Here is a 25,586-nt window from a genome sequence, read left to right on the forward strand (position 1 = left end):
CTGGTTTTTTGTTGTTAGCGTTGTGCGCGGTTTAGATATCCAGTGGCGTATTAAATTCGTCTGACTTTTTAAAGTCGCCTTTAATGTCCTGCAGCTTGTTGTCTTTAAACTCGACAATTAACTGTTTTTCAAAGTTATCGCCACGGCCGCCTTTTAAGGCGTAAAAATAATGCCAGGTGTCATTATCAAAGGCGTTACTGGCTACCGGTGTACCCAGCACAAACTTCACCTGCTCTTTGGTCATAGCGACACGCAGTTTATCGATATCTTTTTGCTCTAAAAAATTGCCTTGTGGTATATCAATGCGATACACCCAGCTGCTACATGCGCTAAGGCTGAGAAGGCCTGCGGCCAGCACCATCATTTTTACTACTGCTTTCATCTGTTGCTTCTGCTTTACCTAAGTGGGCTCATCATACCCTATGACAAGCCGGCTGAAAAACCTTCTTTCAGACTAAAGGCGCGCATAAAAGTTCACGTGCGTTGGCCAGTGCACTGGCGCTGATGTTTTCGCCCGCCAGTAAACGGGCAATTTCGCTGATGCGCTCGTCAGCATCCAGCTCGCGCATACGGGTTTCCGTGGCCAGGCCATCGGTGTATTTTTCAACAAACAACTGCTGATGGCCCTGGCTGGCTACCTGCGGCAGATGGGTCACACAGATAATTTGTGTGGTCTCGCCCAGCTGGCGCAGCAAACGACCAACACCGGCGGCAACAGGGCCGCTGATGCCCACATCCACTTCGTCGAAAATCAGTGTCGGGGTGGTAATTTTATCGGCCAGGATCACCTGTATGGCCAGGCTGATACGCGACAGCTCACCTCCTGAGGCCACTTTACTTAAAGCCTGCAGTGGCTGGCCCGGGTTGGTGGATACCTGAAAATCGATCTGATCGATACCCTGAGCACTGCCCTGGCTGACATCAAGCGGGTTAACTACGATGGCAAAACGGGCATTGGCCATGCTGAGCTCTTGCATGCTACGGCTGATTTTATCACTTAACAGTGCAGCAGCTTGCTGGCGCTGCTGGCTTAGTGCTTCAGCCTGCTGTAAATAATGCTGCTGTGCAGCGCTTATGTCGGCCTCTAGTTGCAGCAGGCGTTTATCATCACCGGTCAGCGCCCCCAACTGCTCGGAAAGCTGCTGGTGCAGTGCGGGTAAGTCTTCATAATTGACCTGATGCTTGCGCGATAGGTTAAGCCACTGGCTTAAGCGCTCATCAATTTGTGCTAACCGCTCCGGATCCAGCTCTACTTTATCAGCATAGCGGCGCAGCTCACGGCTGGCCTCTTCGGTTTGCACCAGCGCGTCTTGCAACATCTGGCTGATATTATTCAGCGCCGGGTCCAGGCTGCACAGCTGCTCAAGTTGGCCGGCGGCCACAGACAGCGCCTGATAAACATTTTGCTGTTCGTCATCGTACAGCAGCTGCAAACACTGCTGGCTTTGGCTTAACAAGGTATTGCCGTGGCTTAAACGGCTGTGCTCGGCTTCCAGCTGCGGATACTCGTCTTGTAACGGGGCAAACTGATCTAACTCGGCCACCTGATATTCCAACAACTGACGCTGTGCATCACGCTGCTGCTGCGATTGTTGCAGCTGGGCATATTCACGCTGCAATTGCTGCCAGTGCCGCCAACTGCTGCGGGTAGCCTCTAGCAGGCTGCTGTTAGCTGCGAAAGCATCTAGCAACTGGCGCTGATAATCGTTTTTCAGTAATTGTTGGTGGGCATGCTGGCCATGAATGCTCAGCAAATGTTGACCCAGCGCTTTTAACTGCTGCGCCGGTACCTGTACACCATTAATGTAGCCACGTGAGCGGCCTTCGTTACTGACCACCCGCCGCACGATGCACTCGTGGCCCATGGCCAGATCTTGCTCGGCCAACCACTGCTGGGCGGCGCTTAATTTACTTATGTCAAAGCTGGCAACGATATCGGCTTTATCGGCGCCGGGGCGCACTACGCTGGCATCGGCGCGCTCGCCTAAACACAGTGACAGGGCGTCGATAGCGATAGATTTACCGGCACCGGTTTCACCGGTAATGGTAGACATCCCGCTGTTCCAGTCAATTTCCAGCGCACGGACAATAGCAAAATTACTAATATGCAGATGGCACAGCATGACATTCTCCTGTCAGCTAAGTTAACTGTGAAAAATAACAGTGGTTATTTATACAGTAACTTTATACAGGAAATATCACCTTGGCAAGCCAGGTTTTAATAAAGTTTGCTGCCCCAGCCTAACTTGTTGCGCAGCACGTGAAAATAGCTGTACCCCGGCGGGTGCACCAGCCGAAGCGGCGTCGGGTGCTTACGGATATAAATATCATCACCCGGCATTACGGCCAGAATGACATGGCTATCACAGCTGATTTGCAGATGGGCATCGTTGGTGCTGGCCACTTTTAAGCGGATTTCGCTGCTGCCCGACACCACCAGCGGCCGGCTACTCAGCGTATGCGGGAACATCGGTACTAAGGTCACCGCATCCAGATCCGGTGTTAGTATAGGGCCGCCACCAGATAACGAGTATGCTGTGGAACCAGTTGGGGTGCTGATAATCAGACCGTCCGAGCGCTGACTATAGACAAACTCGTCATTAATATAGGCTTCAAACTCAATCATGTGCGCGACTTTGTCGGCATGCAGCACGGCTTCATTCACCGCACTGTTACTGCTTTTAATCACGCCACCGCGCTGTACGCTGATTTCCAGCAGATTGCGTTTTTCGGTAACAAAATTACCCGCCAGTACTTCGGTTAGCGGCTGCTGGAAGTTTTCTGGCGCGAGATCCGTTAAAAAGCCCAGGTTACCGCGGTTAACGCCCAGTACCGCCACGTTAAAACGTGACAACACCCGCGCGGCGCCCAGCATATTGCCATCACCACCGACCACGATCGCCAGATCACATTTTTTACCCAGCTCAACCAGATCAAGCACCGCGACATCGGGCAACTCCAGTGATTGCGCTACCCGTTGCTCGACATAAACCGTCAGCCCTTGCTGGCGCAAAAACTGATACAAACTGAGCAGCGTATTGTTTGCGCCCTGATGATGTGGCTTACCAATGAGCCCAACGGTGGTGAATGCGTGTGACATAGCCAGTTCCTTTTAACCCTTGTGCAGAGTATAACGACACCGGGGCCGTCGCACTAGCGCTGTCTGTGCGCTTGAATTAGCCGGCCTTGCCCCCATATCCACAAGCAATAAGGTATAGAGTGCGCGGTATGACGTTAACCCTGAGCAGGCCCGAGCTGATTTTAAAGCTGATTGTCGAGCAGTATTTGCTGGATGGCCAGCCGGTATCGTCTAAGCTGCTGGCCGACAACGCCCAGCTGGCGGTGAGTTCGGCCACCGTGCGCAACACCATGATGGCGCTGGAGCAGCAGGGCTTAATTCGTTCACCACACACCTCGGCCGGGCGCATTCCCACCACCGCCGGCATCCGCTTGTTTATCGATAAAATGTTGCAGCTACAGCCACTGAGTAGTTTTTGGCAAACTGAACTGCAACGTAAGCTGACCCAACAGTTGCCAGTGTCCTTGTTATGCCAGCAGGCCGGCCAACTGTTAACTAACCTCACCGGCTTTGTGGCTATAGTCAGTGCACCTAAGGCCGATGGCCGTATCGTGCGGCAAATTGACTTAGTTCGCCTGGCCAGTGACCGGCTGTTGTTGGTAGTAATAGATGAAGACGGCGATATTTTGCACCGTTTACTGCACTGCGAGCAGGCAATAGATAACACTGTGCTAAGCAAAGTACTGTGCTTGCTTAACGCAGCTTTGGGCGGCGGTGGTCAGTGGCAGGATGGCATAGAGCGCTTAGGCACCCTGGTGCGTGGCGAAAGTGGTATGTGCCAGCAGTTGCTGCAAAAGGTATTGGGCTTATTGAGTTTAGATGAGCTGCAACAGCACCAACCGCTGATTTTTGGTCAGCATCAGCTGCTGTTAACCCCGGAGTACCAGCAAAACCAAGCACTACAGCAGGTGATGCAGATGCTGGAGCAGCCCGAAGGCTTGCTGCGCCTGCTCGATAGCCTGACGCAGGATGAGCAGCCCAAGTTACTGTTGGGTAAAGAGTCGGGTTTTATTGAACTGGCCAATGTCAGTGTTATTGTGCAGCGTTATCAGCAACAGCCAAAACGCTTTATTGCCCTGTTGGGCCCGCGGCGGATGAACTATGCCCGCTTAATTCCTTTAGTTGAAGCCTGTGCCCGCCAGTTAAATTTGCACTTGAATCGGCGCCAGGTATCCCCATAATACACCTACTTAATTTGGGAGTAGTAACGCATGACTGAGCAACAACAGCCAACGGATCACAGCACTGAGCAGCCACAGGCCGCTAATGAACATGCCGACACCGTCGAGTTATCCGGTGAGCAGGCTATTATTGCCAAGCTGGAAGACGAGCTGGCCAGCACCAAGGCCCAGCTGGCAGAGCAGCAGGATTTAATGCTGCGCATTAAAGCCGAAGCCGAGAACATCCGCCGCCGCGCCAGTATGGACGTGGAGAAGGCGCATAAGTTTGCGCTGGAAAAATTTGCCGGCGATTTATTACCCGTGGTTGACAATCTGGAGCGTGCGCTAGGCTTTATTAACCGCGAAGATGAGGCGCTAAAAGGTGTAGTAGAAGGCGTAGAGCTGACGCTGAAAAGCTTTTTAGACACCGTAGCTAAATTTGGTGTAAATCAGATTGACCCCCAAGGCCAGCCGTTTAACCCGGAATTGCACCAGGCCATGAGTATTCAGCCTTCAGCCGATGTGGCGCCAAATACGGTCACCTTTGTGATGCAAAAAGGCTATGAGCTTAATGGCCGCTTATTGCGCCCGGCCATGGTCGGTGTGTCGAAAGCGCCGGAATAACAGCCAACATTTTACTGCTAGAGCCGGCGTGATGCCGGCTTTTTTATTGCAGTTAAGGTTACCTTGTCATGAATAATTTATACATGCGGTGGGCGTTGGTAATAAAACTTTATGCAAAGTGCAGTGCTATCCTTTATTATCGGTTAATCAGCTTATTACGCTTTGCTGTCAGAGGTTGGCATGCACCCGCAGTTTATTCAGGCCGTTAAACAGCTTATTCCGCCACAGCGGTATTTTGATGATCCGTTGGAAACCCTAACCTTTGGCACTGATGCTAGCTTTTACCGTCTGTTACCCAAGTTAGTGCTGCGCGTTGAAAGCGAAGCCGAAGTTATCGCGCTGCTCAAGTTAGCCAACCAACACCAGGTGGCACTGACGTTTCGTGCCGCGGGCACCAGCTTATCGGGCCAGGCGGTTACAGACTCGGTACTGTTAGTGCTGGGTGAAAACTGGCAACAGCGTGAAGTACGTGGCTTGGGAGAGCAAATTCGCTTACAGCCGGGCGTAATAGGCGCCGCCGCCAACAGTGCACTGAGTAAATTTCAGCGTAAAATAGGCCCGGATCCAGCGTCGATAAATAGCTGTAAAATTGGCGGCATTGTTGCCAATAACGCTAGCGGCATGTGCTGTGGTACCGCACATAACAGCTTTAATACGCTGGCCGGTATGCGTTTGGTGTTATTTGACGGTACTGTGCTGGACACCGAAGACAGCCAGAGCGTAGCGGCGTTTCGCAACTCCCATGCGCCGCTGCTGGCAGAGCTCGAATTGCTGGGCGCACACACCCGCGCTAATAGCGCACTTAGCGCTAAAATCCGCCATAAATACCGCTTAAAAAACACCACCGGCTTTTCGTTAAATGCGCTGACCGAATTTACCGATCCCATTGATATTCTTACCCATTTAATGGTGGGCTCGGAAGGCTGCCTGGGTTTTATCAGTGCGGTTACCTATAACACCGTAGCGGAATATCCGCATCGTGCCACGGGCTTGTTGGTGTTCCCATCGGTTGAGAGTTGTTGTCATGCTGTTACGCTATTAAAACAGCAACCGGTATCGGCGGTTGAACTGCTGGACCGGCGCAGCTTGCGCTCGGTAGAGCATAAAGCCGGTATGCCACCCTGGGTAAAAACGTTATCAGCGAATGCCTGTGCCTTACTGATAGAAAGCAGTGCACAAAGCAACAACCTGTTGCAGCAGCAACTGGCGCAGATCTCAAGCAGCCTGACGGCCTTTGAACTGGAGCAGCAGGTTGCTTTTAGCAGCGATCCTGCGGTGTATAACCAGCTGTGGGCTATTCGCAAGGGCACTTTTCCGGCAGTGGGCGCGGTGCGCCAAACCGGCACTACCGTGATTATTGAGGATGTGACTTTCCCTGTCGAGCAACTGGCGGAGGGGGTATCGCGCCTGCAGCAACTGTTTGATAAATATCACTATAATGAAGCCATTATTTTTGGCCACGCTTTAGAGGGTAACCTGCATTTTGTCTTTACCCAGGGCTTTGATGAACCAGCACAAGTTAAGCGCTATGACGCCTTTATGCAGGATGTGGCGCAGCTTGTCGCGGTAGAGTTTGGCGGCTCACTTAAAGCGGAACATGGCACCGGCCGCAATATGGCGCCCTTTGTCGAGCTGGAATGGGGCAGTGAAGCCTATGCGTTAATGTGGAAAATTAAAAAATTGCTGGATCCAAAGCATATTCTTAACCCTGAGGTGGTGCTAAGCCGTAACCCGCAATTACATCTGGAAAACTTAAAGCCGTTACCGGCGACTAACCCGCTGGTAGATAAATGCATAGAGTGCGGTTTTTGTGAGCCGGTATGCCCTTCGCGTAAGTTAACCTTAACGCCACGCCAGCGCATTGTGGCGCAGCGGGAAATGTCGCGCCTGGCGTCAAGGGCTAAACAAAATACCTCAAGTGAAGAGACTAAGCGCTTAAAGCAACTGACATTAGCTTACCAGTATGCCGGTACTGATACCTGCGTGGCCTGTGGTATGTGCAGCAGTGCCTGCCCGGTGGGTATTAATACCGGCGATTTAACCCGGCAATTGCGGGCAGAAAATAACCAGCGCTGGCAAGGTGTTGCTGCCTTTATCGCGCGGCACTTTAGTGTTGCAGCCGCTATCAGCCGTTTAGGTTTGGGTGTTGGCAATTTCTTTGGCGCAGTGCTGCCGCGCTGGCATAAGGCGATGCCAACGGCAAACAGGGTTAAAATAACCAGCCTGGATGGTAAAGGCCTGACACCGCTTATCTACCTGGCCTCTTGCTCAGGTCGGGTTATGGGGCCTGCGACCAACAGCAAAGATAAACGCAGTCTGGCAGAGGTAAGTGCCCACTTACTGGCCAAAGCTGGTTATCAGTTAATTATGCCAGAAGGCATTGCGCAGCAATGCTGTGGTATGCCGTTTCAATCTAAAGGCCAGTTTGCCGCCGCTGATTATAAACAGCGCGAGCTGGAGCAGTGGCTGCTTAAGGTGAGTAACAACGGCGAGATAGCAATTTTTAGTGATACCAGCCCCTGCAGTTTAACCTTAAGCGGCAAATTAGACCCCAGGCTGAAAATCTATGACAGCGTCGATTTTTTGCATGATAAGGTGCTGCCAAAGTTAACCTTAACGCCAATGAACGAGCGGGTAGCACTGCATATCACCTGCAGTGCCAGCCAGTTGGGCCAGGCCGATAAATTACAGCGACTAATAAGCGCTTGCACTAACGCGGTTGTGGTGCCAGAGGGCATTAGCTGCTGCGGTTTTGCCGGTGATAAAGGCTTTATGTTGCCTGAACTAAACGCTTCAGCGCTATCGGCTTTAAAACCGCAGGTAAGTGCTTGCTCACAAGGCGTGTCGACCAGTCGCAGCTGTGAAGTTGGTTTATCGCGCCACAGTGGTATTGAATATCAACACTTAGTGTATTTATTAGACCAATGTACTGAGGTTGGTTAACTTTAGATTGCAATAATAGCGTAAGCTTAGTCTGATTAAACAAATTCATTGAGGGTAGCATGCAGGCGCCTGATACACCCCAACACGAGACTTTGCGATTAAAAGCTCTCGCTGATACCACACTGCTGGATACACCGGCAGAGCCAAGATTTGAGCGGCTAACGGCGCTGGTTAAGCAATGCCTGCATACCGATATCGTGCTGGTTTCTCTGGTTGACGCCGAGCGCCAATGGTTTAAGTCCCGCCAGGGCCTTGATGCCTGTGAAACCGGGCGTGATATCTCATTTTGTGGTCATGCAATTTTAAGCGACGATATTTTAGAAGTGCCAGACGCATTGCTAGATAGCCGCTTTGCCGACAACCCGCTCGTTACAGGGGCGCCCTTTATTCGCTTTTATGCCGGAGCTCCACTGAAATTCAGAGATCAGCGTATTGGCACTTTGTGTATTATCGAACCTGAACCAAGAAATTTATCGGCTAACGAGAAGCTCGTTTTACGTAAATTTGCCGATGCCATTGAGCAGGAAATTGCAGACAGGTTGCAAGAGCAAGCTCATGAGCAGTTAGCTGCCAGCGAGTTGATGTATCGCTCTGTATTGGAGGGCACGCGTATTGGCACCTGGCAATGGAATGTGCAAACGGGTGAGACGATATTTAATGAACGTTGGGCCGAGATAGTTGGTTACACCTTAGACGAGCTTGGGCCGATAGATATTAATACTTGGCTTAAGCTGGCGCATCCGGGTGATCTGGCAGAGTCTGGCCATTTACTGGAACAGCATTTTGCCGGTCAGTCAGCGTTTTATGACTGTAAATGCAGAATGCAACACAAAGACGGCCATTGGGTATGGATACACGACCGTGGCCGCGTCATCAGCTGGACTGCTGAGGGAAAGCCTTTGATGATGTATGGCACTCATGCTGACATTACTGAGCAAAAACAAGCAGAGTTGGAGCTAAAAAGTAGCCGGGACCAGTTTCAGGTACTGGTGGATAACATTCCGGGTATTACCTATCGCTGTAAAGCCGATAAAAACTGGACCATGTTGTACATGAGCGGCAGTATAGATCCACTGTCGGGTTATCCTGCCAGTGACTTTATCAATAACAAAGTGCGCAGTTATGCCAGCGTTATTCATCCCGATGACCAGGCCAGGCTTGAGGTTGAAGTTGATAAAGCCGTGACATCCCGGCGTAATTGGTTGTTGCAATACCGTGTTATTCATAAAAGTGGGGCTATTCACTGGGTTGAGGAGCGTGGTCAGGCTGAATATGACAAAAACGGTGATGTTGTTTGCCTTGATGGCTTTATTCTGGATATTACTGAAGAGAAAAGTTTAAAACAGCAGTTACTTAAACTCACCTCACAGCTGCCCGGTGTCGTGTATCAATATCAGCAATGGCCGGATGGCCGCGTGGCTTTTCCCTATGCCAGTGACAACATTATTAAGATTTATGGCGTGCGTCCCGAACAGGTCAGGCAGGATGCTTCTGTGGTATTTAATCGCATAGTGCCGGAAGACTTACCGGGGCTGGCACAAAGCATTGACGCATCGGCGGCTAATCTGAGTGTATGGCAGTACCAGTATCGGGTGTTAAATGAGCAGGGACAAATTCGTTGGCTGTCAGGGCAGGCTATGCCAGAGCGCATGCCTGATGGTAGTACCCTCTGGCATGGCTACCTGGAGGATATCACCAACGTTAAGCAGTACTATCTGGAGCTGGAGCGGGTAAACAAAGAGCTTAAGCTGAGTCAGGAGCGCCTTGATGAAGCCAGTGAAACGGCGCAGATGGGTTTTTGGCAAGCGAATATCACGTCTGGTAACTTATGGTGGTCGCCGGTTGTTTACCAGATTTTTGGTCTTGATGAGCGTTCCGTACCCAGTGTCGCGATATTTAAGAGCATGGTGCACCCGGAGGACCGGGATTTGGTGGCGCAAAGTGAACAGCGAGCTGAGCAGACTGGGCTGCATGATGTAGTGCACCGTATCATCCGGGCTGATGGTAGTATTCGCTGGGTGCATGAGTTAGCGAGAATGTTGCCGTCAGAGCAGGGATCTGACCATGTTCTGGTTGGCTCAGTGCAGGACGTAACGGAGCGGATCCAGTTACAGCAATTAAAGGACCAGTTTATTTCAACCGTTAGCCATGAGCTGCGCACACCACTTACGGCTATCAAAGGGGCTCTGGGGTTGGTGAACTCGGGCAAGCTCGGTGTTGTGCCAGACGCGGTGGCTAAGTTATTGTTTTTGGCGCAAAGCAATACTGAGCGTTTGACGCAGTTAATTAACGATTTGCTGGATATGGAAAAATTGGTAGCGGGTAAAATGCCATTTCATATCGAAAAGCTATCAATAAATAACGAGTTAGAACACGCGATAGAAAGCATTAAACCTTATGCGTCGCAGCATCAGGTCGACATGCAAATTGTTATGCAAGACAAGGTGTTAGTGATGGCCGATTCACTACGCTTACAGCAGGTGCTGACTAACTTACTCTCTAATGCTATTAAATTTTCGCATGCAGAGGCTAAAGTGACGCTAGAGGCAAAAGTATCCGGCGATCAGGTTAAAGTTACGGTGACAGACACCGGCCAAGGTATCGCGCCTGAGTTTCAGCCGCGGGTGTTTGAGCGTTTTGCTCAAGCCGATGGATCTAATTTGCGTAAGGCAACGGGTACCGGACTTGGCTTAGCCATTTGTAAAGAACTGATAAGCCAAATGCATGGCGAAATTGGCTTTGTATCAAAATTGGGCGAGGGGACGTCGTTCTTTTTTACCTTACCCTTGTGGTCAGGCAAAACCAGCGAGTCTTAAGATGATAAAGGGTAAATGCAGTGACAAAATCAGATGCTAAAGCTGACTTTAGTGCAGCGTTTGAACAGCTGAGGAGCAGGTTTGCTGCGGGCCTGGCGGAGCGAACGGCCCAAATGGTAGTGCTGACGGAGTTTACAGACCGAGACAAGGCACTCAGTGAGATTGCGGCTCAGGCACATAAGCTCGCCGGGGCTTGTGGTACTTTTGGCTATGCTGTGCTGGGTAATCAGGCCCGGGAAATTGAAAAGTTGGCCTTGGTGATAAGTTCGAAGTCAGCTGCAGAGCAGGGGCAAAGCTTACTGTCACTTAAGCACGCGGTGTTAGAACTTGATAGGGCGGTCGCGCATTCACATCAGAGCGCGAGCCCCCACCTTGACGTGGCCCAAGCCAGTTTACAAGACCGTAATGCTATCTGGCTGATTATTGATGATGATAACGTGGCGTCTGAGCTGACTCAGCAATTTATGGCTTATGGCTATCATGTTGAAAGGGTTGATAGTTTTGATGCGTGCGTCCGGCGGTTACAACAAACTGCGCCGGCGGTGCTATTGAGTGATATTTCACTAAAAGATGGCAGTAGCCTGTTTAAACAGAATTACATGTTAAACCAGTTGTCGAAGCACCAAAGCCGGGTGATGGTATACTCGCCAGTTGATCAGTTCAGTTTACGCATCACGGCGGCGCAATATAACGTGGATGCATTTTTTGCTTCACCGATAGACATCCCAAATATTATCGCTACAACAACCGAATTACTTGAGGCAATGCATGGTAATAAAGGTAAGGTTTTTATTGTTGATGATGACACTTTGCTGGCGCAGCATTATGCGTTGATCCTGGGGGCACAGGGCATCGACACTTGCATTGTGAAAGATGTTAGCAACATTATTGAAGAGGTTTTGCGCTATCAACCCGATTTGTTGCTGATGGATATCTACATGCCGGAATATTCTGGCATGGAGTTGGCTGGCTTGATCCGCCAATACCCTGCGCTTCGCCGTTTGCCGATTGTTTTTCTCTCCTCTGAAGGAAACAAACAGCTTCAGTTACGCGCAATGGCACATGGCGCTGATGATTTTATTACTAAACCCATAGATGACTCCCTACTGGTTCAGGCCATTAAAGTGCGGCTTGCCCGCAGCATACAATTGAAAAACCTGATTGAAAAAGACAGCTTAACTTCACTGATAAAGCATAGTGCGATCAAAGAGTTTGCCGTACAGGAATTTGACAGAACAGCGCGCTCAGGTAGCGCTCTGAGTATTGTGATGGTTGATATCGACCGGTTTAAGTCAGTAAACGACACTTATGGCCATGCCGTAGGGGACTTAGTTATTACTGCTTTGGCCACCTTACTGAGAAAAAGATTGAGAAAAACTGATCGGGCGGGACGTTTTGGCGGGGAGGAGTTTTTGTTGGTGTTACCAGAGTGTAATGAGCAGCAAGCAAAAATCCTCGTTGAAAATATTCTTAAAGCATTCCGACTGCTTCAGTTTACAGCACGTGATAAGCAATTTAGCTGTACCTTCTCTGCCGGTGTAGTATCAACAGAAGGAAACACTTTTGATACGGTCCGTCAAATGATCATAGCGGCTGATGAAGCCTTGTACAAAGCAAAGCACGATGGTCGGGACCGTGTTTGTGGATATTCCGAACTGTACAACGGCGCAAAACAATAAAAAACGGCGCATCTGCGCCGTCATATTTTTAAATATTACAGTTTGTTTAAGATCTCGTCGGGTAACGCCAGTTCATCATTTTTATTCACGCCAACCCCACGGGATAGCACATTTTGCGCAATTTGCTTGGCTTCATCCAGCGAGTGCATCTGTGCAGTACCGCATTGGTAAATATTCAGCTCAGGAATGTCGCTTTGGCTGGCGACGTGCAGTACGTCATTCATCGCCGCCTGCCAGGCTTTGGCAACCCGCGCCTCGTCTGGCGTGCCGATTAAACTCATATAAAAGCCGGTACGACAACCCATTGGCGAAATGTCGATAATTTCAACATCATCACCGTTTAAATGGTCGCGCATAAAACCGGCAAATAAGTGCTCCAATGTGTGAATGCCTTTTTCAGATAGGATCTCTTCATTTGGCACACAAAAACGTAGATCAAATACGGTGATGGCGTCACCTTTAGGTGTGTTCATCTTTTTTGCTACCCGCACCGCAGGTGCTTTCATAATGGTATGGTCGACGGTAAAGCTGTCCAGTAATGGCATAGTCAGGCCTTATTTATAGAAAATCAGTGTTCACTATTATAGTCAGGTCAGTGCAGATAAGTTAACCGCTTTTGCCGCGAAAAGCGCTTAACCGCGGTTAACGCCGCAATTTTATCAGTTAAGACAAAAATTTTTACGACAATAACCTTGAATGGATCAGGGCTAATCCCCATTAACCGCTCAACACAATTTTTAATTGTTCAAATTTTAAGTGGAGAGCAGTTATGGGCAGAATTATTGGTATTGACTTAGGTACAACCAACTCATGTGTGGCGGTATTAGACGGCGACAAACCTCGCGTATTAGAAAACGCTGAAGGCGCCCGTACTACCCCTTCAATTATTGCTTACGCCGAAGACGGCGAAGTATTAGTGGGTCAGCCAGCCAAACGTCAGGCAGTTACCAACCCGAAAAACACCTTATTCGCCATCAAGCGTTTAATTGGTCGTCGTTTCGAAGACGAAGAAGTGCAACGTGATATCAAAATCATGCCGTACCAAATCGTGAAAGCAGATAATGGTGATGCCTGGGTTGAAGTTAAAGGTAAAAAGTTAGCTGCACCACAAATTTCAGCTGAAGTGCTGAAAAAGATGAAGAAAACCGCGGAAGACTATTTAGGCGAAGCGGTAACCGCAGCCGTTATTACGGTACCAGCTTATTTTAACGACGCGCAGCGCCAGGCAACCAAAGATGCCGGCCGCATTGCAGGTTTAGACGTTAAACGTATTATCAACGAGCCAACAGCTGCGGCGCTGGCTTATGGTATGGATAAAAAGAAAGGCGACACTAAAGTTGCGGTTTACGACTTAGGTGGTGGTACTTTCGATATCTCTATCATCGAAATTGATGACGTAGATGGCGAGCAGACGTTCGAAGTTCTGGCTACCAATGGTGATACGCACTTAGGTGGTGAAGACTTCGACAACCGTTTAATCAACTATCTGGTTGAAGAGTTTAAAAAAGAGCAAGGCATTGACCTGCGCAACGACCCGCTGGCCATGCAGCGTTTAAAAGAGTCTGCAGAAAAAGCCAAAATTGAATTATCTTCAGCGTCGCAGACTGAAGTTAACCTGCCGTATATCACGGCAGATGCGTCAGGCCCGAAACACCTGAACATCAAGGTAACGCGTGCTAAATTGGAATCGTTAGTTGAAGATTTAATTCAGCGTACTATCGAGCCGCTGAAACAAGCACTGAAAGATGCCGACTTAAGCGTGGGCGAAATTGACGACATCATTCTGGTGGGTGGTCAAACCCGTATGCCGAAAGTTCAAGAGGCGGTTGCGGCCTTCTTCGGCAAAGAAGCGCGTAAAGATGTTAACCCGGATGAAGCGGTTGCTGTAGGAGCGGCTATCCAGGGCGCGGTACTGTCAGGTGATGTAAAAGATGTATTGCTGCTGGACGTAACGCCACTGTCATTGGGTATCGAAACCATGGGTAGTGTGATGACTGCACTGATTGAGAAAAACACGACGATTCCGACCAAGAAGTCGCAGGTGTTCTCAACAGCAGAAGATAACCAGTCAGCAGTAACGATCCACGTGCTGCAGGGTGAGCGTAAGCGTGCTTCTGACAATAAATCACTGGGTCAGTTTAATTTAGAAGGTATCCGTCCGGGCCGCCGTGGCGAGCCACAAATTGAAGTTACCTTCGATTTGGATGCCGATGGTATTCTGCATGTATCTGCCAAAGATAAAGATACCGGTAAAGAGCAGAAGATCACTATCAAGGCAAACTCTGGTCTGTCTGATGAAGAAATTCAGGCCATGGTACGTGACGCTGAAGCACACGCCGAAGAAGACAAGAAGTTTGAAGAGTTGGTACAAACCCGTAACCAGGCTGATGCGATGGTACATGCTACCCGTAAGCAGCTGGACGAAGTGGGTGATGCCTTAGCGGCCAATGACAAAGAAGCCATTGAAACCGCCATCAAAGATCTTGAAGCTGTGTTAAAAGGCAGTGACAAGGCGGCGATTGATGAAAAGTCGCAAGCGCTGATGCAGGCGTCACAAAAACTGATGGAAGCCGCTCAGGCGAAAGCCCAGCAGGGTGGCAGTGATGCTGGCCAGCAAGCGGGTGGTAACGACGATGTGGTTGATGCCGAGTTTGAAGAAGTGAAAGACGACAAGAAGTAATCTGGCTGAGGTATAAGGGCTGGCCAGGTGCCAGCCCTTTGGCATTAAGACTTTTACTGAGCGGGAACTATGTCCAAGCGTGACTATTATGAAGTATTAGGTGTCGCTAAAGGCGCCGACGACAAAGACATCAAAAAGGCTTACAAACGCCTCGCCATGAAATTTCACCCTGACCGTACGCAGGGCGATAAAGCGATGGAAGAGAAGTTTAAAGAAGTGCAGGAAGCCTATGAGGTGTTGTCGGATGAGCAAAAGCGGGCTGCCTACGACCGTTATGGCCATGCCGGGGTAGATCCTAACCGTGGTGCAGGTGGCTTCGGCGGTGGTGCCGGTGGTGCTGATTTCGGCGACATTTTTGGCGATGTGTTCGGCGATATTTTCGGTGGCGGTGGGCGTCGTGGCCAGTCACGGGCGCAGCGTGGCTCTGACTTACGCTACAACCTTGAGCTAAGCCTGGAAGAAGCCGTGCGTGGTAAGTCGGTCGACATTAAAGTGCCGACTATGGTGAGCTGCGATAGCTGTGATGGTTCAGGTGCGAAAAAAGGCACGTCAGCCAAGAGCTGTCCAACCTGCCATGGAGCCGGCCAGGTAACCATGCGGCAGGGCTTTTTTGCCGTGCAGCAAACCTGCCCGACCTGTAATGGCCGTGGCAAAATTATTCCCGAGCCCTGCACTAAGTGTCATGGTGAAGGCCGCGTAGAAAAGACCAAAACCTTGTCGGTGAAAATTCCGGCTGGTGTCGATACGGGCGACCGCATCCGCTTAACCGGTGAGGGTGAAGCGGGTATGCACGGTGCACCGGCGGGTGATTTGTATGTACAAGTGCATGTGAAAGAGCACCCGATTTTTGTCCGTGATGGCAATAACCTGTATTGCGATGTGCCGTTAAGTTTCACCACAGCAGCATTGGGTGGTGAAATTGATGTACCAACGCTGGATGGCCGGGTAAAACTGAAGATACCTGCCGAGACTCAGACTGACAAAATGTTCCGCCTGCGTGGCAAGGGCGTGAAGTCAGTGCGTGGCGGCGGGGTGGGCGATCTGGTCTGTAAAGTGGTCATTGAAACACCGGTTAACCTAAGCGAGAAGCAAAAAGAGTTGCTGCGTCAGTTAGACGATAGTATGGCAGGTGATGGCGAAGCCAAACACCGGCCAAAATCTAAAGGCTTTTTCGATGGCGTGAAAAAGTTTTTCGATGATTTAACCAGCTAAAAGCCAATGAAAAACCACCTGCGGGTGGTTTTTTGTTAGCCAGCAGATACAATAAAGAGGCTGTTTTACGCCAGTTACTGCGGATAAGGATATAACGATGTTGAAGAAATTATTGGTTACCACCACCTGTGCCCTGCTGATAGCGGCCTGTGCCCAATCGCCGACCGGCCGGCGGCAAATCATGCTGTTTAACGATGCCGAGCTTGGCAAAATGGGCGCGCAAACCTTTGAGTCGATGAAGGCTGAAACCCCAATAGCCAAGGATGCGAAAACCAATAATTATGTAAAGTGTGTGGCTAACAGCCTGCTGGCAGTAACACCCGAAAGCACCCGGGCGCAAAGCTGGGAAATCGTCGTATTTGACTCAGATCAGGTGAATGCCTTTGCCTTACCCGGCGGCAAAATTGGTGTTTACACTGGCCTATTAAAAGTGGCGCAAAATCAGGATCAGCTGGCAGCAGTAGTGGGCCATGAAATCGCGCACGTTATTGCCGGCCACAGTAATGAACGGCTATCCACCAATCAGGGCATTCAGACTATACTGGCATTGGGTGATGCCGGTATGAAAGCCTATGGTGTGCGTTATCAGCAAGAGTTAATGACCGCCTTTGGTTTAGGCGCACAGTTAGGCGTGGCGCTGCCGTTTAGCCGCGCGCATGAGAGTGAGTCTGATATTATCGGTCTGGATCTGATGGCTAAAGCTGGCTTTGAACCACGCCAGGCGGTTAACCTGTGGCAGAATATGGCCGCAGCAGGCGGTGGTGGTACACCGGAGTTCATGTCGACCCACCCGCTACCGGAAACCCGCATTAAAGATTTGCGCGAGAAAATGCCAGAGGCGATGAAGCTTTTTAACGAGCGCAAAGCCAGTGCACCTTTGCCAAGGTGTAGCTAGTAATAGACGCAGTGTCAGTTTACTTTACAGTAGCCGGCAACTTGATTCACGGCAGTATTTAAAAGCTAAGTTATAACAAGCGCTTAGCTTGTTGGATTTGATCTTGCATAGCAGTGCCAGTACACTTTCATGCAGTGAGCTTAATGGAATAGGGTTATGACAGCAGTTAATGACAAGGAAACCTCGACAACGTCAAACGGGCGGCGCAAGTTTTTACTGCGTGCCGGTTTGGGTTCTCTGCCTGTATTGCTGACGCTAAAAAGCAAAGCAGCTTGGGGCACCAGTACACTGAATTGCTCATTAAGTGAGACGGCTTCGCAGATGCAATCTGTGCAGCCAGACAAGTTTGAGCAGTGTAAATTCAGTTTTGACTCGCATGGCAGCGCCAAGCTCTATTTTGAAGCGAATAAGCTAGGTGCTGCCGATGGCAAAGGCGCTTACTTTTACAAGAAAAAGTACGTCTCGCTAAATAAGTGGCTAAAAGAGTGGCATGGTATTGATATTTACCAGGACACGCCGTTTAACGCCGTGTTTGGCAGTGGCTACAACGGCACTTTAAAGCAGGCAGTGAACCAGGGTGGTGATCATGCGTTAACACGCAATATTGCCTCTGCTTTTTTACATGCATTGTATTACCAACGAGAGCAAATAAGCACCAATATGCCTTCGCCGGATGAAATTGTGAATGCCTATATCGGTGCAGTGACACCAGCGCAAAAAGCCCAACTTGCGGCGTTACTGTCTTATTATATTGATGGTTACGCTGTCTGACGTGCTAAGCGTTAGCCAAAGCTACCCGCAATGGCTGCAACAGCAAACTGACACCGCACTACTGCAAACCTGCTTTAATGATGGCAGTGTTGTGGTATTTTCGTTATTAACCCATGAAACCAGCATTGCCGGGTCTGCTGAAGTGGAATCGGTACAGACAGAAGCTAAGCCGACTTGACTGATTTTGCCTTAAATACCGCGCCCTTCTCTGTTTTGGTCAGCAGTCGTAGCCCGGCGTTACGTGCGGCGCTGACAGAGCTGTATCCGCCATCGCTGTTATCAGAGGTTGATGACGGCACTATCTATGATTTTACCCTCGATGTGCGAAGGCGCTGGGCCGGTTGGGGCCGGCCTTTTCACGTCTCGTCCGGCCAGCAACACTTTCGTATGACCGATAAAGCGCAATTAGTGCCGGTTTTTGAGTGGGGACTTAACTGGTGTGTGGCGTCTTATCAGCACCAGTATTTAGCTATACATGCTGCTGTGCTGGAGCGAGATGGTAAGGCGCTGATCTTACCGGCGCCGCCTGGCTCAGGTAAAAGCACGCTGTGTGCGGTGCTGATGCAGGAAGGCTGGCGACTACTTAGCGATGAAATGTGCCTGATTGATCTCGTTAGTGGCCTTATCTGGCCTTATGTGCGGCCGGTAAGTCTGAAAAATCAGTCTATTGCGCTGATTCAGCAATGGTACCCCGATGCCAGAGTGCGACAGATCACCCGCGGCACCACCAAAGGGACTGTCGGTTATTTGCTGCCGTCGGATCTGAGTTGGCAGGCGTACCAACAGCCGGCACACCCTGCCTGGGTAGTATTTCCGCAATATCAGCCAGAGCAAACTGAGCTGATGTTAACGCCGCTGCCAAAAGCTGATGCCTTTATGCACCTTGCTTATAACTCTTTTAATTACAATGTATTGGCCGATGAGGGCTTTTCTGCTCTGAGCGCTCTGGTGCAGCAATGTGCGACCTACCGGCTGGAGTATGCTGATATTAATCAGGTTATCCGTGAGCTGAGCGCCCTATGTTAGCCGGGACGTTACTGGACTTTCTGGCAAACCCCGGCCGTTTTGTCGAGCAGGCCGACGGTGCGCGCTGGACAGCGTTTTTGCAGCTGGCACGCCAGCATGGCTTAACCGCCCGCTGCTACTATATGCTGCAATCTCAAGGTTTAATGTCACAGGTGCCAGAGCAGATAAGGCAGCACGGCTTATCGGCTGCCCGTTACAGTAAAAAGCAGCGGTATTCGCTATTTTATGAATTACAGCAGCTGGAGGCGGTGGTTGGCCGGGCCGATTTTCCTTGTGTGCTATTAAAAGGTGCCGCTTACCGAGCGCTGGCGCTGCCGATGAGTTATGGCCGCTTATTTGCCGACATTGATCTATTGGTGCCCAAAGCGCAGCTACGCAGCGCCCGGGATAAATTATTTTTTGCCGGTTTTGCAGAGGTGCCACTTAGTGACTATGACCGGGCGTATTATCTGACCTGGTCGCATCAGAATCCACCACTGCAACATTACCAGCGTGGCACTGTGATTGATCTGCATCACCATATTTACCCGCCGGCATCGGCGAAACACATTGATATTCAGGTACTGCTTGAGCATGCCACACCGCTGCCAGGTTCGGCATTTTTAGTGCCGACGCTGGCGCATTTGTTTCTGCACGCTGCTGTGCACTTGTTTTATCAGGAAGAAACGCACCGGCTGCTAAAAGACATTATCGATTTACAGGACTTACTCAACGAAGTACAGCAACAGCAGCAACTGGAATTTATCTGGCAGCAGGCACAACAGATGCAGGTGCAATCAGCACTTATCGATGCCTGTCAGGTATTGCTGACGCTGTTTGATAATCAGGCGGCCCGCCAGTTGTTAACGCAACACAGTGTGGTGCGACGGCAACGTTTGGGCGCCCGTTTAGTGCTGGCCATGTTAACCAGCACCGGTATGACCGCCTGGGCGGCGCGTCAGTTATGGTTTTTACGTGGCCATAGTTTAAAAATGCGCTGGCACATCCTGCTGTACCATGCCGTTGCTAAGCCTGCTAATGGCCTGCGCCAGTTATGGCGTAGCAAGCTTAAGCCGCGTTAACCGCCGGCATAGGTTGCGCCGGGCGCAGCAGGATAACCGCCAGCACCACCAGCAGTAAAATCAGACAATAATAGCTTTGCGTGACCACCTGCCAGGGCGAGATACCAAAACTGGCACCCAGTAACAACGCCTGTGCACCATAAGGCACCAGCCCCTGACTGATACAGGCAAAAATGTCCAGCAAACTGGCGCTTCGTCTAGGCGTAATATGATGCTGCTGCGCCAGCGTTTTACTCACCTCGCCGGTGAGTACTATCGCCACCGTATTATTGGCAATACACAGGTTACTGATAAAGGCCAGAGCACCGATCGCCAGTTGTTGGGCTTTATTACCGGCCAGCTTAAGGCTGTTAGCGATGCGCTGAATGTGAGCGGCTATCCAGCTCAGGCCGCCTTGTTGTTTGATAAATTCACTTAATGCACTAACTAACATCGCCAGCAGAAAAATTTCCTGCACACTGGCAAAGCCACTGGCGATATCTTTACCTAAATTAGCGATAGCATAGTCAGCAAACACCGCGCCCTGCAGCGCGGCCAGTACTATACCCAACAGCAATACAACAAATACGTTAAGTCCCAGCACCGCAAGTAACAAAATTGCGGCGTAGGGCACCACGCCGGTCCAGTTAACATTATCGACTTGCACCGGTGCGCCCTCACTGGCCAGAGTCACATATAACACCAGGGTTAACAGCGCAGCGGGCAAGGCAATTTTAATGTTTTCGCGAAATTTATCTGCCATTTGCGCGCCCTGGGTACGGGTTGCGGCGATTGTCGTGTCAGAGATGATGGATAAGTTGTCACCAAACATAGCGCCACTTAACAGTACACCGGCAACCAGTGCCGGTTCCAGTCCTGCTTGCTGCGCTAAACCTACGGCGATGGGTGCTAATGCACCTATGGTACCCATAGAGGTGCCCATAGCCGTGGAAACCAGCGCCGCAATAACAAATAAACCCGGCAACAACCAGGGCGCCGGCACCAGGCTTAAACCGGCATTTACCGCCGCATCAACGCCGCCAGTGGCGGTAGCAACGCTGGCAAATGCGCCGGCCAGCAGGTAAATGATACACATGGTAATAATATTGCTGTTACCGGCGCCTTTAACCATCATCTCAATAGATTGCTGCAGCGGCGCTTTATGCAACCAGATCGCCAGAATAAGCGCCGGAATAATGGCGACATGGCCTGGTAACTGATAGAAGGCGTAGGCAACGTCCTGCTGGTGTAAGTAAAGGCCTGTGCCTAAAAACAGCAAGACAAAAAACACTAAAGGTAACAGCGAGCGTTTAGCGCCGGGGGCGAATTCAGTCTGTGGTGTCATGGCTATTCCTGTCAGGCCGCGGGCGTGCTAACGCCAACATTGGCAAATGGACGCGCACTATATAGATGGCTGGACGTCCTGTCAATTTGCAGTAGCGCAATTTTCGTACTGGTATAAGCTACCTGAGTTTATTATGCTGGCAATCACTTTTTTGCTGACCCTTTAGTGCACGGAGTGCCGATGTCATCATTCAAACTCATTGTATCGCGTCGCTTTTTACCGTTTTTTTTAACTCAGGCCAGTGGTGCCTTTAATGACAATGTGTTTAAAAATGCCTTAATGCTGTTACTGGCATTTACCGCGGCTAACGCCTTGCCGTGGGATACCGACTTAACCATGAACCTGGCAGCAGGCTTATTTATCCTGCCCTTTTTATTATTCTCGGCCACTGCCGGCACGTTGGCGGATTCGGTGTGTAAAACCCGGCTGATTCGTGCGCTGAAATTGCTGGAAATTGTATTAATGGTGGTAGCCGCGCTGGCGTTTTATTTTCAGCAGTATCTGCTATTACTGGGGCTGTTGTTTTTAATGGGCAGCCAGTCAGCCTTTTTTGGCCCGGTGAAGTACGCCATTTTGCCGCAACTGCTCAGTGACAAAGAGCTGCTGGCGGGTAATGCCTGGGTAGAGATGGGCACCTTTGTTGCCATTTTACTGGGTACCATCGTCGGTGGTTTACTGGTGGGCGTGGCTGATGCACCCGTGTGGATCGGTGGCGTAGTGGTGTTGTTTGCGCTATTGGGGTATGGGGTCAGTCGTCAGATCCCGGAGGTTGGCGAAGTAGCCGGCGCTGGCCGCTTTCGTTTTGCGCCCTGGCAACAAACTAAAGCCACCATCAGTATCAGCTATGCCAACAGAACACTGTATTTGTCGATTATGGCGATCAGCTGGTTCTGGTTTTTGGGTGCCAGCTATTTAACCCAGTTTCCTAATTTCACCAAAACGGTACTCGGTGGCGATAATACCGTGGTTACGGCGCTGTTGGTAGCGTTTTCGGTGGGGGTGGGTATCGGCTCTATGCTGTGCGAGCGCCTATCCGGCGATAGGGTTGAGCTTGGTATAGTGCCGATTGGCTCTATTGGTTTAACTGTGTTTGGCATCAGCTTGTATTTTAGTAGCCCGGTACAGCAGCCAGAGACCTTGCTTAACTTACCGCAGTTTTTAGCCAGTGCCTTTGGCTGGTGGATCTTAACCGATCTGACGTTAATCGGAGTGTTTGGCGGGCTTTTTATTGTGCCGCTATATGCGTTGCTGCAGCAACGGGCAGAGCCGGCACAGCGTGCCCGGGTTATTGCGGCCAATAATATTTTTAATGCACTGTTTATGGTAGTTAGCGCCATTGCCGGTATAGCGTTTTTAACGCTGCTCGATTTAGCGATACCAGAATACTTTCTTATTCTGGCGATTATGAATGCCGTGGTGGCGCTGTATGTCTACAGCCAATTACCTGAATTTCTACTGCGCTTTGTTATCTATATCCTTAGTCATACGATGTATCGGGTACAAAGCCGTGGCCTTGAGCATATTCCGGCAGAAGGTGCGGCTGTTTTGGTGGCGAACCACGTTAGTTATGTTGATGCCTTGCTTATTGGTGGCGCCGTGCGGCGGCCGGTGCGTTTTGTGATGGAGAAAGCCATTTATGATTTGCCGGTAGCCAACTGGTTGTTTAAAGCAGCGCGTACTATTCCCATTTGCAGCAAACAAAAAGACGAAGCCGTGTTCGAGGCGGCGTTTGCCAGCATTAAGCGTGAGTTGGAGCAGGGCAATCTGGTGTGTATTTTCCCCGAGGGGCGTTTAACCAAAACCGGTGACATGGATAGCTTCAGACCCGGCATTGAGCGCATCCTAGCTGAAAAGCCGGTACCTGTGGTGCCCATGGCGCTGCGTGGTTTATGGGGATCATTTTTTAGCCACCATGGTAAAGGCGCGTTTAAATTTAAAGGACGTTTTTGGTCTAAAGTGACCTTAGTGGCCGAAGAAGCTGTACCTGCAGAGCAAGCCAGTGCAATAGTGCTTGAGCAGCGTGTGCGCCTGTTACGTGGCGACTGCCCCTGACGCCCACGGTGCGGCACTCGCTGTGTATATGTTATAGCAATAAAGATGGCTATTTTACTTCCCCCTGCTGGCGGCTTTTGCTCTAATAGCCGCCATTGTTATTTTTACTCAGAGCTTTTATATGCCATCTATCGGAATTTTTGGTGCTAATGGCCGTATGGGCAGAGCGCTAATTACTGTCGCCAAAGAACAACAACTTAATCTGACTGGTGTAACAGTGCGGGCAAATTCTGAACTTATCGGCGTTGATGCCGGCGAACTGGCGGGTGTGGGTAAATTAGCGTTACCGCTAACCGCAACGGGGCCTGATAGCATTACACAGGCTGAGGTCTGGGTTGACTTTACCATGCCAGAGGCAATGCTGGCGCACCTTGAGCTGGCCGTCTCTGCCAATAAAGCCATGGTGATCGGCGTGACCGGCCTGACCGATGCGCAGTACGCTAAGGTGCAACAGGCCGCTTTGCATATTCCTATTGTCTGGGCGCCGAATATGAGTGTCGGGGTAAACCTGCTGCTGCATTTAGTGCAAACCGCCGCAAAAGTGATGGGGCAAAGCGCCGATATTGAAATTATTGAAGCGCATCACAGGTTTAAAAAAGATGCGCCTTCAGGAACTGCGATGGCAATTGGTGCCAGCATAGCCAAAGCGCTTGATCGCAATTTGGCTGACGTTGCCGTATATGGCCGCGAGGGCATCACCGGTGAAAGGGCGCAGCAAACCATAGGTTTTGCCACTGTGCGTGGCGGAGACATTATTGGCGATCATACTGCCTTATTTGCTGATTTAGGCGAAAGGCTGGAAATTACGCATAAAGCGTCCAGCCGTAATACCTTTGCTCAAGGTGCGTTGCGTGCTGCTTTGTGGCTGCAAAATAAACAGCCCGGACTTTATTCTATGCAACAAGTGTTAGGTTTGACCGAGTTAAGCTAACTTTTTGCATCATTTAAGCAAAAAAACATGCAAACACAGCATTTATAATAAAATTCAAAAAAGGCATAGCTAAATAACCTCATATCGCCTAAAATAGTCAGGTTTGCCTAGGGCAAATCCGGGTATCACATTTTGGGTCAAAACGGGTAGTAAAACAGCTTTGGTTTTCGCCCGTTTTTTGCTGTTTGGAGGTTATCTTGACTAAGTCCGCCCTGCTCGTACTGGAAGACGGCACCGTATTTCGCGGTACAGCCATTGGCGCTGAAGGAGTTTCTGTAGGTGAAGTGGTGTTTAACACTTCAATGACCGGGTATCAGGAAATATTGACTGATCCCTCTTATGCAGAACAAATCGTTACGCTTACTTATCCACATATCGGTAATACCGGTACTAACCTCGAAGACGAGGAGTCCGGACAAATTTGGGCCCGCGGCCTGATTATCCGTGACCTGCCGTTGTTAGCCAGCAATTTCCGTAACCAACTCTCACTTAGTCAGTACTTAACGCAACACAATATTCTCGGCATCGCCGACATCGATACCCGCAAATTAACCCGGATTTTACGTGAAAAAGGTGCGCAAAACGGCTGCTTAATGGCCGGCGACAACCTGGATGAAGCCAAAGCACTTGAACTGGCCAAAGGCTTTCCGGGGTTATCAGGCATGGATTTAGCCAAAGAGGTTACCGTTAAAGCACCATACCAGTGGACCGAGGGTAGCTGGCAGCTGGGTGAAGGTCACCGTACACCAGATAACGCTAAGTTTCATGTGGTCGCCTACGATTACGGCGTAAAACGCAATATTCTGCGCATGTTGGTTGACCGTGGCTGTAAATTAACCGTCGTGCCGGCTCAAACACCTGCCAGTGACGTGCTGGCAATGAACCCGGATGGTATCTTCTTATCAAATGGCCCAGGCGACCCGGCACCTTGTACTTATGCCATTGACGCCATCAAAACCTTTTTAGATACTGATATTCCTATCTTCGGTATTTGTTTAGGTCACCAGTTGCTGGCGCTGGCCAGCGGTGCGCAAACGGTAAAAATGACCGTAGGCCACCACGGCGGTAACCACCCGGTGCAAAATCTGGATACCAAGCGCGTATTAATTACTGCGCAAAACCATGGTTTCGCGGTAGATGAAGCCAGCTTACCGGCCAATTTGCGTGCGACGCACAAATCGTTGTTCGACGGCACCCTGCAGGGGATCCACCGTACTGATAAACCGGCTTTCAGTTTCCAGGGCCACCCGGAAGCCAGCCCAGGCCCGCATGAAGCGTCAGAGCTGTTTGACCACTTTATCGCGCTGATGCAACAAGCCAAAGCCTAAGCCAA

20 protein-coding genes are annotated in these 25,586 nt (G+C 50.3%); 15 read left to right on the plus strand and 5 right to left on the minus strand.

The window, feature by feature from the left end; translation table 11 throughout:
- Positions 1-31 precede the first annotated feature (31 nt).
- From ABGI61_RS10010 to nadK, 3 genes are all read right to left on the minus strand, one after another.
- Positions 32-382, minus strand: a complete 351-nt coding sequence (locus tag ABGI61_RS10010) for an outer membrane protein assembly factor BamE (RefSeq protein WP_347600623.1) — start codon at positions 380-382, stop codon at positions 32-34.
- Between the two features lie 67 nt (positions 383-449).
- Positions 450-2,123 carry a DNA repair protein RecN gene (gene recN / locus ABGI61_RS10015; RefSeq protein ID WP_347600625.1) on the minus strand — a complete coding sequence of 558 codons (1,674 nt, stop codon included), beginning with the start codon at positions 2,121-2,123 and terminating at the stop codon, positions 450-452.
- A 95-nt stretch (positions 2,124-2,218) separates the two neighbouring features.
- Positions 2,219-3,100, minus strand: a complete 882-nt coding sequence (gene nadK, locus ABGI61_RS10020; RefSeq protein WP_347600626.1) for an NAD(+) kinase — start codon at positions 3,098-3,100, stop codon at positions 2,219-2,221.
- Positions 3,101-3,228: 128 nt separating this feature from the next.
- Between nadK and hrcA the strand changes: the two genes are divergently transcribed.
- From hrcA to ABGI61_RS10045, 5 genes are all read left to right on the plus strand, one after another.
- Positions 3,229-4,260 (plus strand): heat-inducible transcriptional repressor HrcA, encoded by a 1,032-nt coding sequence (gene hrcA / locus ABGI61_RS10025; protein WP_347600628.1) that lies wholly within the window; start codon positions 3,229-3,231, stop codon positions 4,258-4,260.
- 30 nt (positions 4,261-4,290) lie between these two features.
- Complete coding sequence (gene grpE / locus ABGI61_RS10030; protein ID WP_347600630.1) at positions 4,291-4,863, plus strand: nucleotide exchange factor GrpE; 573 nt, start codon at positions 4,291-4,293, stop codon at positions 4,861-4,863.
- Between the two features lie 180 nt (positions 4,864-5,043).
- Complete coding sequence (locus ABGI61_RS10035; protein ID WP_347600632.1) at positions 5,044-7,806, plus strand: FAD-binding and (Fe-S)-binding domain-containing protein; 2,763 nt, start codon at positions 5,044-5,046, stop codon at positions 7,804-7,806.
- 59 nt (positions 7,807-7,865) lie between these two features.
- A complete protein-coding gene (locus ABGI61_RS10040) occupies positions 7,866-10,622 on the plus strand; it encodes a PAS domain-containing protein (RefSeq protein WP_347600634.1) in 2,757 nt (918 codons plus the stop codon).
- Positions 10,623-10,642: 20 nt separating this feature from the next.
- Positions 10,643-12,301, plus strand: a complete 1,659-nt coding sequence (locus tag ABGI61_RS10045) for a diguanylate cyclase (RefSeq protein WP_347600636.1) — start codon at positions 10,643-10,645, stop codon at positions 12,299-12,301.
- A 35-nt stretch (positions 12,302-12,336) separates the two neighbouring features.
- On the opposite strand, the gene luxS is transcribed toward ABGI61_RS10045, so the two are convergent.
- Positions 12,337-12,846, minus strand: a complete 510-nt coding sequence (luxS, locus tag ABGI61_RS10050; protein ID WP_347600638.1) for an S-ribosylhomocysteine lyase — start codon at positions 12,844-12,846, stop codon at positions 12,337-12,339.
- A 224-nt stretch (positions 12,847-13,070) separates the two neighbouring features.
- Between luxS and dnaK the strand changes: the two genes are divergently transcribed.
- From dnaK to ABGI61_RS10085, 7 genes are all read left to right on the plus strand, one after another.
- Positions 13,071-14,981, plus strand: coding sequence for a molecular chaperone DnaK (gene dnaK, locus ABGI61_RS10055; RefSeq protein WP_347600640.1), 1,911 nt, complete (start codon positions 13,071-13,073; stop codon positions 14,979-14,981).
- 69 nt (positions 14,982-15,050) lie between these two features.
- On the plus strand, positions 15,051-16,193 hold the full coding sequence (dnaJ, locus tag ABGI61_RS10060; protein ID WP_347600642.1) for a molecular chaperone DnaJ: 1,143 nt from the start codon (positions 15,051-15,053) through the stop codon (positions 16,191-16,193).
- Between the two features lie 97 nt (positions 16,194-16,290).
- Positions 16,291-17,088 carry a M48 family metallopeptidase gene (locus tag ABGI61_RS10065; RefSeq protein WP_347600644.1) on the plus strand — a complete coding sequence of 266 codons (798 nt, stop codon included), beginning with the start codon at positions 16,291-16,293 and terminating at the stop codon, positions 17,086-17,088.
- Positions 17,089-17,244: 156 nt separating this feature from the next.
- Positions 17,245-17,859 (plus strand): hypothetical protein, encoded by a 615-nt coding sequence (locus tag ABGI61_RS10070; protein WP_347600646.1) that lies wholly within the window; start codon positions 17,245-17,247, stop codon positions 17,857-17,859.
- Positions 17,843-18,037 (plus strand): hypothetical protein, encoded by a 195-nt coding sequence (locus tag ABGI61_RS10075; protein WP_347600648.1) that lies wholly within the window; start codon positions 17,843-17,845, stop codon positions 18,035-18,037. The genes ABGI61_RS10070 and ABGI61_RS10075 overlap by 17 nt, the downstream gene beginning before the upstream one ends.
- Positions 18,034-18,885, plus strand: coding sequence for an HprK-related kinase A (locus ABGI61_RS10080; protein WP_347600650.1), 852 nt, complete (start codon positions 18,034-18,036; stop codon positions 18,883-18,885). Before ABGI61_RS10075 ends, ABGI61_RS10080 begins: the two co-directional genes overlap by 4 nt.
- Positions 18,879-19,946 (plus strand): nucleotidyltransferase domain-containing protein, encoded by a 1,068-nt coding sequence (locus ABGI61_RS10085; protein WP_347600652.1) that lies wholly within the window; start codon positions 18,879-18,881, stop codon positions 19,944-19,946. Before ABGI61_RS10080 ends, ABGI61_RS10085 begins: the two co-directional genes overlap by 7 nt.
- On the opposite strand, the gene ABGI61_RS10090 is transcribed toward ABGI61_RS10085, so the two are convergent.
- Positions 19,933-21,270, minus strand: coding sequence for a Na+/H+ antiporter NhaC family protein (locus ABGI61_RS10090; RefSeq protein ID WP_347600654.1), 1,338 nt, complete (start codon positions 21,268-21,270; stop codon positions 19,933-19,935). The two genes, ABGI61_RS10085 and ABGI61_RS10090, sit on opposite strands and share 14 nt — an antisense overlap.
- 180 nt (positions 21,271-21,450) lie before the next feature.
- On the opposite strand from ABGI61_RS10090, the gene ABGI61_RS10095 reads away from it, so the two are divergent.
- The 3 genes from ABGI61_RS10095 (at position 21,451) to carA (ending at position 25,581) form a co-directional block, all read left to right on the plus strand.
- Positions 21,451-23,322, plus strand: a complete 1,872-nt coding sequence (locus tag ABGI61_RS10095) for an MFS transporter (protein WP_347600656.1) — start codon at positions 21,451-21,453, stop codon at positions 23,320-23,322.
- A 121-nt stretch (positions 23,323-23,443) separates the two neighbouring features.
- Positions 23,444-24,253 carry a 4-hydroxy-tetrahydrodipicolinate reductase gene (dapB, locus tag ABGI61_RS10100; protein ID WP_347600658.1) on the plus strand — a complete coding sequence of 270 codons (810 nt, stop codon included), beginning with the start codon at positions 23,444-23,446 and terminating at the stop codon, positions 24,251-24,253.
- Positions 24,254-24,450: 197 nt separating this feature from the next.
- A complete protein-coding gene (carA, locus tag ABGI61_RS10105; RefSeq protein WP_347600660.1) occupies positions 24,451-25,581 on the plus strand; it encodes a glutamine-hydrolyzing carbamoyl-phosphate synthase small subunit in 1,131 nt (376 codons plus the stop codon).
- The last annotated feature ends 5 nt before the right edge of the window (positions 25,582-25,586 follow it).

It is taken from the genome of Rheinheimera fenheensis (genome assembly GCF_039871805.1).
Classification (GTDB): Bacteria; Pseudomonadota; Gammaproteobacteria; order Enterobacterales; family Alteromonadaceae; genus Alishewanella; species Alishewanella fenheensis.